Annotated in this window: 9 protein-coding genes; 5 read left to right on the top strand and 4 right to left on the bottom strand. The window is 47.7% G+C overall.

The window, feature by feature from the left end:
• Positions 1–25: 25 nt before the first annotated feature.
• Positions 26–658, top strand: a complete 633-nt coding sequence (locus ACW9SV_RS01170) for a VWA domain-containing protein (RefSeq protein WP_479554902.1) — start codon at positions 26–28, stop codon at positions 656–658.
• 685 nt (positions 659–1,343) lie between these two features.
• Here ACW9SV_RS01170 and ACW9SV_RS01165 read toward each other — a convergent pair.
• From ACW9SV_RS01165 to ACW9SV_RS01150, 4 genes are all read right to left on the bottom strand, one after another.
• The gene (locus ACW9SV_RS01165) at positions 1,344–1,979 is read right to left on the bottom strand and encodes a vWA domain-containing protein (protein WP_479554901.1); all 636 of its coding nucleotides are present in this window, start codon (positions 1,977–1,979) and stop codon (positions 1,344–1,346) included.
• A 91-nt stretch (positions 1,980–2,070) separates the two neighbouring features.
• A complete protein-coding gene (locus ACW9SV_RS01160; RefSeq protein WP_479554900.1) occupies positions 2,071–3,342 on the bottom strand; it encodes a DUF2130 domain-containing protein in 1,272 nt (423 codons plus the stop codon).
• Between the two features lie 394 nt (positions 3,343–3,736).
• Positions 3,737–4,633, bottom strand: coding sequence for a hypothetical protein (locus tag ACW9SV_RS01155; RefSeq protein ID WP_479554899.1), 897 nt, complete (start codon positions 4,631–4,633; stop codon positions 3,737–3,739).
• 123 nt (positions 4,634–4,756) lie between these two features.
• A complete protein-coding gene (locus ACW9SV_RS01150; RefSeq protein WP_479554898.1) occupies positions 4,757–5,362 on the bottom strand; it encodes a 3'-5' exonuclease in 606 nt (201 codons plus the stop codon).
• 314 nt (positions 5,363–5,676) lie between these two features.
• Here ACW9SV_RS01150 and ACW9SV_RS01145 point away from each other — a divergent pair, with 314 nt between their 5' ends.
• The 4 genes from ACW9SV_RS01145 to ACW9SV_RS01130 all read left to right on the top strand — a co-directional run bounded on the left by ACW9SV_RS01145 (position 5,677) and on the right by ACW9SV_RS01130 (position 12,830).
• On the top strand, positions 5,677–7,158 hold the full coding sequence (locus ACW9SV_RS01145; protein WP_479554897.1) for a sigma 54-interacting transcriptional regulator: 1,482 nt from the start codon (positions 5,677–5,679) through the stop codon (positions 7,156–7,158).
• 143 nt (positions 7,159–7,301) lie between these two features.
• On the top strand, positions 7,302–7,985 hold the full coding sequence (locus ACW9SV_RS01140) for a hypothetical protein (protein ID WP_479554896.1): 684 nt from the start codon (positions 7,302–7,304) through the stop codon (positions 7,983–7,985).
• 264 nt (positions 7,986–8,249) lie between these two features.
• Positions 8,250–11,594 (top strand): AAA domain-containing protein, encoded by a 3,345-nt coding sequence (locus ACW9SV_RS01135; protein WP_479554895.1) that lies wholly within the window; start codon positions 8,250–8,252, stop codon positions 11,592–11,594.
• Positions 11,595–11,879: 285 nt separating this feature from the next.
• Positions 11,880–12,830 carry an ADP-ribosylglycohydrolase family protein gene (locus ACW9SV_RS01130; protein ID WP_479554894.1) on the top strand — a complete coding sequence of 317 codons (951 nt, stop codon included), beginning with the start codon at positions 11,880–11,882 and terminating at the stop codon, positions 12,828–12,830.
• The last annotated feature ends 39 nt before the right edge of the window (positions 12,831–12,869 follow it).

The following is a 12,869-nucleotide window of genomic DNA, read 5'->3' as shown; positions in this document are numbered from 1 at the left end:
ATAAACGTCACTAAATTATATCTATATGCAAATACACAATTTAATTATCCTGGACGAAAGTGGTTCCATGAATTCAATCAAAAAAGAAACCATCAGCGGTTTCAATGAACTGGTGCAAACCCTGAAAGGAATGAAAGAAAGGTTCCCCGAGCAGGAGCATTTTATTTCGCTGTTTACCTTTAACGGGGAAGGCATAAAGCCCAGGTTGTATAAATTGCCTGTGAAGGGACTAAAGGAGATCGATGGAAAGATCTACCGGCCCCATGCCCAAACTCCCCTGTTTGATGCGATTGGTACCAGTGTCACAAAACTCAGGGATGACTTAGGGGATCTGGCTGATACGAATGTATTGGTCACGATCTTGACCGATGGAAGGGAAAATGCTTCACGGGAGTATACGGGGAGCCAGGTGAAACGCCTCATAGATGAGCAGAAGCAGAAAGGCTGGACCTTCACCTATATTGGGGCCAACCATGATGTGGAGCATGTCGCCACCTCTATCTCTATTACCAACTCTATCACCTTCAAAGCGACCTCAGAGGGTACGGCAGAGGTATTCTCAAGGGAGAGAACCTCGCGTATGGAGTATCTAAGAAAGCTCAATGAAAATGAGGACATAAGCAGCGGGTATTATGATGAGAGCGACCAGGGTCAATAAGGGGATGTTTTAAACTACAGGAGAAAGGCCATATTGCTTAGTTGCAATATGGCCTTTCTCCTGTAGGATTGGAAGTCGGGGCTGTAGGAAACCTTTACGTGAAAGTGGTAAAGTGAAATTTCATTGTAATTGTAATCAGTACTTTGTCAGTTTACATGGCAGCGGTTCCTTTAGGAGTTCCAATTATTTGTTTCCTGTGCCTTGGTAAGGCGGTGCCGTGAATTCCTTTCTGGTCTCCCATTTTCTTTTGTTGCCATGGCATTGATTTGACAAAAAACAAAGGCAGGTCATGCCTGCCTTTGTGGAGATATGTTCTGAGTACCCTGGCAGTTTAGCTCCTGTTTTCATAAAAGGAACATGATAGTGCCCATAAGGGGATTTTGAATCCTCGATATCTACCTGATCTCTTTGAAGAACTGTATCAAAGCTCCGGGGTATTGTCCTTCCATCATCCTCTTTGCTTCAAATGAATTAACCGTGTTAACCCTGATCGTGAAGGGTTGTGTTCCACGGGGAGTGATTCTTGCTTCGAAGGTTTTCATAGAACATTTTTTGATTGAAACAGACTTATATATTTAATGAATGTGCCAGGCCTTCAGGGTCAACCTTGGGTAGGTCAATAGAAGATCACATTCGTTTGATCTTGCTGGAGGTCAGGTGAATACAATTTGCAAGAAGTAGTTTCCTATTTACTCTCCTCATCGTAGTAGTTCTGCTGGGCATCCTCATTGTTATCCAGTTTTTTAAACCATGACAAGCGGGAAGATCTTTCCTTTTCGAACATTTTTTTTGTTCCCTTCACGGTTGATTCAAAGACCATCGTGTTGGTGATAGAGATGGAGGAGGCCGTTTTCACCACATCATGGTTCGCCCCGATATAGGTGAAGGTCCAGCCTTTCTGCTTCTGCTCTTCAATGATCCTTCTGACCTGTTCGCCTGAGAACTCTTTCGATGCATTTTCCTCCCCGTCGGTAAGGATAGTCACCAGTACGTTATGCTCTTTTTTCTCATCCAGCTCGTACTTAAGTTTGATGACACTTTGGGCAATAGCATCGAGCAAAGGGGTAAGGGAGTTGGGTTGGTAGATTTGCTCGTCTATTTGCTCCAGATCTGCTACCGGTTGCCTGAACAGTTTTGTGTTTATGCCCAGACCATTGAAGGTGATCAGGGAGATAAAGTGTTCCTGGTCCGGGTAGAGTTCTGTGGAGCCCTTTGTCGTCTGGACCAATTCATTGAAACCACTGATGGTTGCCTGTTTAATGGACTCCATAGAGCCGCTTTCGTCTAATATGATCAGGTTGTGTATTTGTTTCTTATTCATAAAGAGAAATTTATATCGTTTGAAAGAGGTTGCGCGATCTATAGGAAGGTGTTTGTGCTACACCTGCAAAGGATGAAGTTCAGGTGTGATCTTATGATTCCACTACCTCAAAAGCATGGGGTAGGGCAGCAGGTACAGGTTTGTCCTCCAACAGGTTGATGTCGGCGACCGCCGCCCCTGCGATGCCTTTCACAGAGCCATACATCCCGCAGATATTAAGCAGGGATTTGTCAAGCTGCTTTTCGCGTTCTTTCCAGAGTTTTTCCATTTGGGCCCTCTCCCTGGTGATTCCACCCTTTAGGCTGGAGATTCCCTCGGCAACTGCTGCAAACTGGTTGCTGAACTCATTGCTGGTCAAATAATCATACAGCAGCTGCATCTTGGTTCCTTTGTTTTCCTGGCTTGCCGTAGCCGCCGAGATCTTCATCAGGCAATCCCTTAGTACATAGACCAAAGGCATCAGTTCATGGTACGTGCAAACCCACACTCCCTCATATTGCCCGAATCTTTGCATGCCTTTGGGAAGTGCTTCCGTTACCAATACCATGATGTCTGCTTTGGCTGCGCGCGCATCTGCTTTCAGCTTTTCAATCCAGTCACTGCCAAAGGTTTTCGTACGTTTGCACTCGTATATGATGGTACCATAGGTTTCCCCGTATTGGCCCTTTACCGTCTGGATGGAATCTGCGCCTCTCACCCCTTTCCCAACTTCCTCCACCAGGTCAAAAGGAAATGCGTTTTGCAGACTTTCCTCCAACGCTAATTCCTGCACCTCGCCCTGGAGCTGGACGGAACCCTGCTCGCTTTTGCGTTTCACCTCTTCCAGCATGCGCTTCATGTCTTCCAGCTGTTTGTCTTTCTCGCGTATCTTCATTTCGTTGCGCTCGTTCTCCGTCTTTCTTATTTTCTCTTCCAGTTCATTGCTCATAGAAGCAATGCGGCGCTCCGTTTCCAATTCCAGTTCGCGTTCCCTTTCTTCCAGGGTGCGCTGCTTCTTTAATAATTGCAACTCATTCTGTTGCTGGATCTTCAATTTTTGCTCCATTTCGGCTTTTTCCTCCATAAGCTGCTCCAGAGTGCCATTGAATTTGGTGCTCAGTTCTTTTTGTAGCTCATTTTCTACTTTCTTCCGCTCAAGCGCTACCTGCTGTTTTATGAGCTCGTCCTGCTGCAGGCGCATTCTTTCCAGTTGATCTTTTTCCTGCTGCAGGGCAAGACGTTGCTGCTCACCTTTTTGGTGCAGTTGGTCTACCTGCTCAGCGAATTCTGCTTTTAGCTTTTGCTCTATCCTCAAAGCGAGGGCCTCCTCGGGATGGAATTCATGCGTGCATTTTGGGCAGGAGATGGTAGTAGCGTTTTTCATAGATAGAAGGATAGTTGGTGGATGACTGCAGGAAGGCAAAGGGTGTGCCATTGCCTAAAAAAGCTGGAATGACTGGTTTTGCCAGGCTGCAGGTGTTATTTTCTGAAATGGTATATCAATACTTGCTATAATAAGAGGCATCAGGCGGTGTTTTATTTTGAAAGCGATGACTCCAAGGCAGGGAGTCGCTCAGGGGAGTGGTTTGTTGCGGAAGGGAGGGTTTTATAAAGCAAAAGGGTTGCGCGGGGATTCGTTTCCCTTGCGCAACCCTTGACATAAGCCTGGAGACTGAAGTTTTGTACGGATGTACAGGTGTATGTTTTGGGCCTCCTTTTTGGAAAGAGGACAGGATCTGCTATGATCCAATCCCCTTTCCGGAAGTATGCCTTTGTACTTACTTCAGATCTGCCAAATACTGGTCTAAAGCGGCATCAAGAAAATCTTCTTTGTTCCAGATGTCGCCTTTGAAACGGCCATAATTATGGTGAGTAGTTCCGGTGGTCCACTCACCCAGTATAGCGGATTCCGTTTCCGTTTCATCCAGGCCTCCTGTTTTCTCAAGGGTGAAATACCGGTAGGGTTCGCCCTGCTGGCGTACCGCGGCTGCCCTCCACGCCCCCGGCATCCGGATCGGGTCAGGAAAACGGAACAGTAGGATCTCAAGTCCTTTTCTTATGAGCCGCTCCAGTTGAAAGTGGTCGCGCGGAGGTGCTTCTTTTATATCTGAAGCAAGTAATGCTCTATTCCAGCTTATCTCCAGGAGCTCTTCATCAGACAAGCTGTCCAATGCTAAAGGGCCAATGGGGTGTTCTGCAGACTCATAGAGATCTATGTTGTCTAGTTCTTCCTCCAATTCAGCTATCAGGAGGGCTAGTTCCGGGTCTGTTTCCTCCTCCTCTTCCGTGAACATCCAATCAGTCTCTTCAGACGATGGGAGGGAGGTTGCATCCGGATCCTGCGGCGGATCAGTGTTATCAGGTCTGTCAGCTGCACCTGGAGGTTCAGGATTCTCTGTTTCTTTACCAGTTTCCTCAAAGGGGGTGTAAATGATCCCGGGCATTGTGAAGAATTTCTGACCGTCTTCTTCTTTGAAGGAGTTGGTCCAGTCTATTTCATCCTGTTCAGGACCTGAGATCCTGGAAGCCCTCACCGGATGAGTGCCGGTACCATCAGAATGGTCTGCATCCCTGTCTGACAGTTGCAATAGTTCCGGTAGTATGATATGGGCCAGGGAATAGTAGAGTTGGTGGAGCTGCTCAGCGGCAGATTCGGGCTCCTGGTAGCGGTTCATATGAAAATAGATGAAAGGAAGGGTGGAAGGAGAAAAGGACAGGTTTTTTTGAAGATAATAGAAAATAACCTGTCCTTTTGTGAAGTAGTCTTAAGAGGTTTACTGAACTAAACGGAAGGCATTTTAATGGACGGGCATTGCCGAGGAAGTAAGCAGGTTGCTAAAGAAGCCTTTCCGCTGTAGTTCCCAGAAGCACCTGGCGGTAGCGCTTACATCCGCAAACCCGTCATGCGCCTCTTCAAAATACTCGGAGAATAACTTATGGTATAACTCGGAGAGAGTGGGCCATTTGTAGCCCCAGTTGTTCTTGATAGCACAGTAGTCTGTAGTGGTTTGCATCGTGCAAATGTGCTGCCGCTGGAAAAGCGGATGGACAATGCCTTCCCTCAGAAACTCAGCGCCTACTATGTTCTTGTCAAAATTGATGTTGTGGGCTACCACATGAGTGCAGGTGCTCAGTTCTATGGCAAACTGTGATAATACCTCATGCAAAGCCACTCCCTCGGTCAGGGCGCGTTCAGTAGTAATGCGGTGGATCTTGCTGGCCTCGCTTGGGATAGTGAACCCGTTAGGGCGAATAACGAAGTTTCCGCCTGATACCTGCTGCCCCTGTGGGCTGAACACAAGCCAGGCCAGCTGTACCATCCGCGGCCAGTTAGCTGTGTCTGATACCGGTGCTTTCCAGTTTTTAGGCAATCCGGCAGTTTCTGTGTCGAAGAATAGAATCATAGATTAATTAATAAGATGATGGGTTTATGATAGAGGAGAGATAATAGTGCCGTTTTATGGCCTGATTAAGGTGGTTAATTTAAGTACTTGAATTTTAATTAGTTATAAGGTTTTGTTTGGGGAAATCATGAAATCAGTGAGTGTCAGTTATTGAAAATTAGTTTAAATTTCTGATATAGTGACTTCATATTGGTGCGCTGAAAAGATGATGATATTCTTTATGTTTTACTTTTTTTTAATATAAAACAAGGATATAAAAGGGTGAAATCATCTAAAAATAGAAGTATTCTATATAATCAATAAAAACAGATTGAATGGCCAAATTGCTTATCTCCTGGATTGCCCTAAACAATGACTTTTTAAAAACCCCGGAAGGGAAATATATTGACATTGATACCAATGGGCCTCATTACCAGTTTCACAAACATTTCTATAAAGAGGGTGGGTTTGATAAACACATTTTATTGTATGCCAATGACAAACAGGAGGGCTTTGCAGAAAGACTCGCCATCAGATTAAGGGGTGATTTCAAAGGTCAGGCGGTGGAGCATGAGCTATTAAACGTGCAGGATGTCATCAACCTGGAAGAGGTGAAAACCAAATCAGAGGGCTTTTTGCTGAAGCACTCGCAGGACCAGCTGGAAATATTCTTTTCGCCGGGTACTTCTGCCATGCAGTTGAGCTGGTACATCTGCCATCAGACCTTAGGTTTGAACACTAAACTCGTTCAAACCAAGCCCGCAAAGTTTACCACTACAGGTTTGCCGGAGTTGATGGAAATAAAGGTGCAGCAGTCCGAAACGCCGGTGACCGCTATCCTGAAAGAATCCCGCCTAAGCGGAGGGAAGGCAACAGAAGAGGACTATAAGGTAACGGACTCAATTGCAGGGGTGTACCACCGCGCCTACCTGGTTGCCCAGACAGATAAGGTGACGGCTTTGATCAGAGGGGAGAGTGGTACCGGCAAAGAGCACCTTGCCCGCTACATCCATGATAACTCGATAAGAAAGAACAAGCCGTTCATTGCCGTGAATTGCGCTGCCCTGGCGCAGGATCTACTGGAGTCCCGCTTGTTCGGGTTCAAGAAGGGAGCTTTCACCGGGGCCATTGAGGATACTCCCGGTTTCTTTTCCCTGGCAAACGGGGGTACTATTTTCCTGGACGAGATTGGCGACATCACGCCGGGCATGCAGCAGGCGTTGTTGCGGGTGCTGCAGGAGCGGGAAATCCAGCCAATCGGCGGCAAGGCGGAAGTAGTGGACGTACGGGTGATCGCGGCTACCAACGCCCCGCTGGAAAAGCTTTGCCGGGAGGCCGCTTTCCGCTGGGACTTATATTACCGCTTGTGCGTGGCAGAGCTGGAACTTCCCTGCCTGATTGAGCGGGGGCAGCATGAGCTGACCATCTTGCTGGAGCATTTCCTGCACAAAAAGAAAACCGAACTGCACAAGGGCAAGGTGCTGAACTTAGGCAAAGAAGCCCGAAGGTTGATTCTGCAATATCCGTTCCCGGGCAACATCCGGGAGCTGGAGAATCTTATTGAATCACTGTATGTGTTTTGCCCAGGTGAGGTCGCCGTGCAGGACCTGCCCAAACGCATGCGCCAGGTTGCCCCTGAGCATTCGCTTCTCCTAAAGGATGTGGAACGGGAGCATATTTTGAAAGTACTGGAACTACACCGCGGGAACCAAAGGCAAACCGCCCTTAGTCTTGGCATCGCTCTTAATACTTTGAAAGCCAAATTAAGGAGTTATGGTATTGCCCAAACCCAGGAAGCAGAAGAGGTGACGATGTAAGCCATTTTTGTGGCAGGTATTGATATATTTGAAAATAAATCTGACACATACAGGCAGTGAAAAGTGGAGAAACAGGCGTAGAATGCCTGTTTTTAAAGTTGGTATTTTTATTGGCATAAGGAAAGCGAACCAATACTTTCCTTATGCAATTATCAGAAGCTATCAAGATAGCCTTACATCACCGTCAGTGCCCCATGACTGCCTCGCAGCTGGCGTATTTTCTGCGTGCCAATAAAATGGTGTCAACAGAGGACGGAGAAGATCTGGTAACGAAAATCAAAGCAGAGGCGCTGGCGAACCCGGCCCATTTCTCAGTGTTTGAATCCTTTGTCTACCTGAGTCCTTGGAGCAGAGCCGAGAAAGTGATCATTGAATACGTATTCTCAGTGATGGGGAAAGTGATTTTGGCTTTGAAGCAAATGAACCTTAGCCAGACGCTGGCCCTGTCATTGCTGCTGTACAAAAGATTATCAGATATTGAAAGGGGCCACCAGGTAACCGGACCAGTAGTGCCTGACCAGCTTAAGTTCAATTTCATTGTGCAAGACACAACTTCCGGGGAGTTGCCGGAAAGGCTGTTGGAAGTAATGTTCTACATAGAGAGCACCGGAATGCATTTTGCTGAAGTGTTTTCAGGCGCCAGGGAAGAATTGACAACCATCAGGGATCAGAGGGTGGCCAAGATGTTTAAGGAGACAATGCTTCTGATAGCGGGTTTAAAGCTTGAGGAAGAGCAGGTGTCCACCCCTTTGTTTCAGGCCATCTTCAGCAGGTTATTCTGGAACCAGGTTAGGTTTGCTTCCAGGATGGAAGGGGATGGTGAATAGTGTGTACCCGGTTTCTGTCTTTATTTCTGAGTAGTTGCCTGAAATAAAAGCAGAAACCGGACCCTTAAGTACAAGAAGCATTTTTCTTTGAAAACCTGCCCTTTTAAAGAAAGAGCACACCTGCTTTTATCTCTTATAATCAAGGATTTACATCAAGAAAATATAAATAGCTTAGACCAGGTTTGTCTATGGATTGAAAAAATGCAATATTACAATATCTTAATAAACTAATTAATGAAATATTAAATCCGTGATTTCTTGTATATGAGCATACTTTCTACTGATTCAGCCCAATTTTATTATGAGAAGCTAGCCTCAATCCATGGGGTGTCCGAGCAACCGGCTAAAGGGAAACTGATAGAGCTACGGGGGGTGCTGGACTCCTTATTCAAGGAGCTTACCAGTAAGGAACAGCAATTCTTTCAAAACACATTCAGCCGGTCAAACTTCATTTTTGATAAATACAATGTGGCCCCTGACCTGCGGGAAGAGGTGCATGGCTTGCGCATCAGGGCCAATGACCTTGTGCATAATGCCGGTTCAAATGCGTCAGAGGACGATGTGTTGGCCGGAATGCGTGCCCTGGCGTTGGCGGTAAGTCATTTCGGGAACACCCCCGAACCGGCAGAACTGGCAACAGTCTACGGGGGCAGGCCTGAGCTTACCTTCAAGCGGACAAAGAAGCGGAATCATACCCACGTTCAGGAGCTTCAACTCACGGTTCTTCGGGTTGAGCATGACCCTGCCACCCCTTATCGTACCACCTTGTTTGGGGATGCTGAGAACGAGGAGAATATTCTTGTGAACCTGTACAACCCCAAAGATGAACAGGATCTGATGCGGAATGGGTTTGCCTCGGTGGGAAAGCAGCTGTGGAAGTACGCTCACGTCGCATTCTATAATATCCAGCTGAATGAGGGGTCCGAGAACGTATACAGTACCACGCCCCAGACCATCATGGTGGTGGAGCCGGATTACCTCATTGAAGCCTCCAAACTGGCGGAATGCTTTGACATGAAAGGGTTGAACCCGAGCATCTACTTATTAGGTAAGTTCAAGCAGTCGGAGTCGAACTACAAGATGATGTTGGGGAACGTGGTCAATAGCATCCTGGACAAACTGGCTTTGTCTCCTGGCGCGAACCAGCTGGATGTGCGGCATGACCCTATGAATGATCAAGCTTTCGGGTTGTTGTGCGTGACCCAGCAGGTGGGTGTTCATAAACCTGAGTTACTGGAGCGCATGCACCTGGATGCAGCCCCCCACGTAACGGTGATACAAAGTGTACTGGAAGGTTATAAAAAACACAGCTTATTGATAGAGCCTACTTACTTCTCCACTAAATATGGGTTGCATGGGCGTCTGGATATGATGGCGCAGGACCCGGAAGACTCCAACCGGAAGAACATCGTCGAATTAAAAAGCGGGAGTGCACCGGGTACCCATTATAACGGAGGGCTGTGGGGTAATAACAAGGCGCAGGTACAGTGTTATAACATGCTGCTGGAATCCACCTTCCCGGGCCGTTCCGGGGACAGTGCGATTCTGTATTCCAACAGCAGCAATGAAGGCAAGCCCCTTCGTAATCATTCAGAGTCTGTGCAGTTGAAGCAGGAACTCATGACCGTGCGTAATCACGTGGTACTGTATGATTTCATGCTGGCAGAGAATCCGGAGAAAGTTTTGCCTAAATTAAATCCAGCCACGTTTGGCCCGCTACCCAGGTTTGATGAAGAAGCGCTGGCTAACCTTTGGCAGGGCTTCAGGAACGCCTCTACCTTTGAGCTGAAGTACTTCCGGGAATTCATTGGCTTTATTGCGCGGGAGCAAAGGACCGCTAAGATCGGGAGTGACGAGGTGGAGGGAGTGGCAGGTTTTGCCGCCCTTTGGCGCGCTGCCCGTAACGACAAACGCAATAACTTCTCCATCCTGGACTACCTGGAGTTTTCCAAATTAACGGAGAACAGCGAAGTGCATTTGAGCAGGGGGATGCTCTCTGACAAGATGAGCAACCTGCGTGAAGGCGACATCACCATCCTTTATCCCCTGATCGAGGACGATGAGCAGGCGGCGATCAAGACCCAAATCCTTAAGTGTAACATCAGGAAAATAACGGACCGAGGGGTGGTCGTGGCGCTTCGTTCCAAAACCATGGACACGGGGTATTTCAAGAAATATCCCTACTGGGCTTTGGAGAGGGATCTTATGGAGAAAGGGTTTGATGACATGACCAGGTCCATGGCTTGTTTCCTGCAGGCCCCACAACTCAAAAAAGACCTTCTGTTCGGGAAAAAGACACCTACTTTTTCTCCATTGCCTTTTACCGTCACCGGAGACCTGTCTGAGGAGCAGCGAACCCTGGTGGGACAGGCCTTAAGTGCCAAAGACTATTTTCTGTTGCAGGGCCCCCCCGGTACTGGCAAGACCTCCCGGATGTTGCGCAACATGGTGCATAACCTGTACCAGAGCACAGAGGAAAATATCATGGTGATGGCCTTCACCAACAGTGCCGTGGAGGAGATCTGCCGGCACCTGGCAGCGGCAGGAATACCCCATCTGCGCTTGTCCCGAAGTGGGTCAGCCCCTAACTGCTTCCACCAATTGGCCATGCACAAGACCGTGGGTGAATTGCATGAGCTAGTGCAGAAAACCCGAATCTTTGTTTGTACCCAGGCATCCTTCGGGGGGTTTGGCCAGCTCACCAATATCAAGAAATTCACTACCGTTATCGTAGATGAAGCATCACAGTTGCTGGAGCCCCACCTGGTAGGCATACTACCATTGTTTGAGCGCTTTATTTTGATCGGTGATGAGAAACAACTACCGGCTGTAGTTACCCAAGCAGATAAATACACGAAAGTGCAATCTCCTGAACTGGCTGAGATACAACTGGTCTCTCTCAAGAATTCCCTGTTCTCCCGTTTATTGGCCATTTGCCAGAAAAATGGCTGGAATGATGCGTATGGTATGTTGACCAAGCAAGGCCGCATGCACCATGATATCTGTGACTTTGTGAGCCATGAGTATTACCAGGGAAGATTGCAGCCTATCCGGGAAGATCAGTTTGCCCAACATTCTACGTTCAATCCTCAATCCGAGAATAAATATGAGCGAGCCATGGCGAAGGCCAGGATCATCTTTGTACCGGCTCCCCGTGAGTCAGTGGCTAAGGTGAGTGCCGTGGAAGCCGGGTTGGTGGGTGGCTTCATCAAAGCGGTCCATAAGGTGTACGGTCCTGACTTCTGCCCGGAATGCGTTGGCGTGGTGACCCCTTACCGGTCCCAGATCGCTACCATCAAAAGAAGTGGGCATGTGGAGGATAAAATCATGGAGCAGGTGGAGATAGATACGGTGGAGCGTTTCCAGGGAAGTGAGCGGGATGTGATCATTATCTCTTTGGCGGTAAACCACGGCAAGCAGATGCAGTTCCTGGAATCCCTGACCGATGATGGTCTGGTGGACCGTAAATTGAATGTTGCCTTGACCCGTGCCAAAAAACAGGTGGTGATCGTGGGGTGTGAAAATGTGCTCAGGGCCAGTTCCAGCTACAGCAAACTGCTTGATCACATCATAGCGCACAATGGCTATGTGAATATTGAAGCAGTATGAAGTAGATTCTTGATTATCACTAATCCAGCAACAGGTGTTTGAGGGAAAGATTTCGGTTTGTTTTAAGCCTGTTTTTACAATTATGGTCTTCAAACAGAAATCCAGTCATCCTTTATGCTTTGATAAAGGTTGACTGGATTTTGTATTGTGTTGTCTTTTCAAATATTGACCTAAAGATAGTGTGGGTGACATCAGCAAAAATGCTATATCCACTATCTATAATCTTTAAAGGAGGCAGTGCTCGGAGTACTGCCATCAGCAATAAGATGCCACTATAGTAATAGCATGATTTCACCCTTAGAAAGATTCAGAGGAAGTTTGTTGGGGCTTGCCGCAGGTGATGCGCTGGGTACCACTCTTGAGTTTACGCAGCCCGGCGATTTTGAACCATTAACGGATATGGTGGGAGGTGGTCCATTTCATTTGGAGCCGGGGCAATGGACAGATGATACCTCCATGGCTCTGTGCCTGGCCGACAGTCTCCTCCACTGCAATGGGTTTGATGCCAAAGACCAAATGGAACGCTATGTGCGCTGGTACCGAGAAGGATACAGGAGCAGCACCGGTACCTGTTTTGATATCGGCAATGCTACCTACCAGGCGCTTAGCCGCTTTGATCAGACGCAGAACCCATACAGTGGTTCCACCAACGCCAACACAGCCGGTAATGGCTCCATCATGCGCCTGGCTCCCGTGCCTCTTTTCTATTACCAGGTTCCGGAACAGGCGCTGCTATATGCCGCTGACAGCTCCAGAACCACCCACGGGGCAAAAACAGCGGTTGATGCCTGTGTCTACCTGGCTGGTTTAATGATTGGGGCACTTCAGGGACACAGTAAAGAGGAACTGTTGCAGCCTTTATATACTCCCGTCTCTGGGTTCTGGCAACAGTACGAACTTTCTCCCGAAATAGAGGAGGTGGCCAAAGGCTCGTTCAAGCACCGCAACCCTCCTTTTATACAGGGAAGCGGGTATGTAGTGAAGTCACTAGAAGCTGCCTTGTGGGCTTTTTATAACAGCAACACGTTTGAAGAAGGATGTTTGATGGCTGTCAACTTAGGTGATGATGCAGATACCACTGGTGCGGTATACGGGCAAATGGCCGGTGCCTATTATGGGATGGAGGCCATTCCCAAGCATTGGTTGAGTTTGCTGACCGACAGAGAGGATATTAGCCAACTGGCCTCCATGCTCCTGGATAAAGCAACTGAAATTAAAGATGTTCTCAAGCTGTAACACATCCAGCAAGTCTCGACCAGTGAAAAGAAGCCTATT

The sequence above is a fragment of the Rufibacter sp. JT20002 genome (genome assembly GCF_056491185.1).
Note: the sequence above shows the minus strand (reverse complement) of the source record. Positions and strands in the feature narration are given on the sequence as shown.